2 protein-coding genes are annotated in these 1,640 nt (G+C 63.3%); both read left to right on the forward strand.

From position 1 onward, the window contains the following. Window positions 1–116: 116 nt before the first annotated feature. Window positions 117–479 (forward strand): cupin domain-containing protein, encoded by a 363-nt coding sequence (locus tag AC062T_RS03645; RefSeq protein WP_476027485.1) that lies wholly within the window; start codon window positions 117–119, stop codon window positions 477–479. A 191-nt stretch (window positions 480–670) separates the two neighbouring features. Further along, window positions 671–1,396, forward strand: a complete 726-nt coding sequence (locus tag AC062T_RS03650) for a GntR family transcriptional regulator (protein ID WP_476027487.1) — start codon at window positions 671–673, stop codon at window positions 1,394–1,396. The last annotated feature ends 244 nt before the right edge of the window (window positions 1,397–1,640 follow it).

Raw genomic sequence — 1,640 nt, forward strand, 5'->3', positions numbered from 1 at the left:
CCGTCGCTCTCGTGGCGCATGCTGCGCACGAGCACGTTTCTTGTGGTCGCATTGTCGTCGGACATGTTTCCCTCCCGAGGTAGTGGATCCAATCTCTACCGTTTAGGATACGTTACATGACTCTCATCAATCGCCCCACCAGCGTCCCCGCCTCCGATCTCGACGAGAAGCCCCTCGCGCCACCGAACGCCGTTCCACTCGAAGGCGAAGTGATCGTGCGCAGCCGCGTCGACTTCGCAACAGAAGACCGCAGAGTCGTCTCAGGAATCTGGGAGTCCGAGACGGGTCTCTCACGCTGGGAGTTCCTGACGAGAGGCGAAATCATCCACGTGGTCGAAGGCGCCATGACCGTTCACGAAGATGGAGGAGAGCCGCAGGAGATCCGCGCCGGAGACTCCGCCTACTTTCCCATCGGCTGGTGCGGCACCTGGAGGGTGACCGAGCGCCTGCGCAAGGTTTTTGTCGTCTACAAGCCGTAACCACTCGGTCAGCACCGCGGGCAGCAACGCGAGCATTTATCGCTGCTGCCCGCGTTGCTTCGCGCCGCGCCACCCGCTGCGCTATAGAGTCGCATCCAATCCATGGCCCAAGTGGATACGATTGGATGGCCACAAACGCATTCTCTGGGCGCAAACAGCGCACTCCAGAGAGAGATAGGAACGCTCCCACAATGAGCCCCACGACCGAATCCGGCAACGCCCTTGTCGACGATCTGGCCGCCCGCATCCGGGCGAAGATCATGTCGGGCGAGATCCCGATTGGCGCCCCCCTGCGCCAGGCGGAGCTTGCCAACGAATTTGGCATCAGCCGCACCCCCGTGCGCGAGGCCCTGCGCCAGTTGCAAACGGGAGGCCTCATCGAGGTCGTGCCCAACCGCGGGGCGATCGTTCGAGTTCCCGTGCCGTGGGAGGTGCGCGAAGCCTATGAGGTGCGCGCGGAGCTCGAAGCTCTCGCCGCCCGGCGCAGCGTCAAGCGCATGACGGCCGAGATGGTCGACGAGCTTGAGGCAGTGAACTCGGCGATGTACGAGCAATCGAAGCGCAATGCCGCTGCGGCGGCATCCGACGAGCCTGCCGATTCCGACAAGACCGCATCCAAGGGCAGCGCGAACGACCAGTTCCACACCCTCATCTACAAGGCCGCGGCTAACTCTCGGCTTGAACGGCTGCTCACCGACCTCAACGATGCGTTCCCCCGCAACGTCTCCGCGCTGGTACTCAAAGACAATCCTCGCCACCGCGACGAGAACTTTGAGGAGCACCAGCACATCATCGAGGCATTCCGAGCGGGCGACGAAGAACTCGCGGCATCCCTCGTTCGCGACCATGTGTTGAGCGCCGGCGAACACCTCGCCCACTGGTACGAACGCCGGTCGTCGACCGTATACACGGGCTGACAACCGCGCGCCAACGACCCCCCCACACACAAAAGATCCCGCATGGCCTCGAGGCCATGCGTGATCCTTTTTTAGGTCAGCTGCCCGCTAGTGGCAACTGGGCGCTGCGTCGCCATGCGATGCTGCACCGTGCGACGCTGCACCATGCGACGCGGCTGCCGACGGCGGAACGTCCAGCGACGGGTTGCGGTCGAAGAATCCGTCGGGCTCGAGCTTGAAACCGATGTGATCGACGGGCATGATC

Source organism: Homoserinimonas sp., assembly GCF_056262345.1.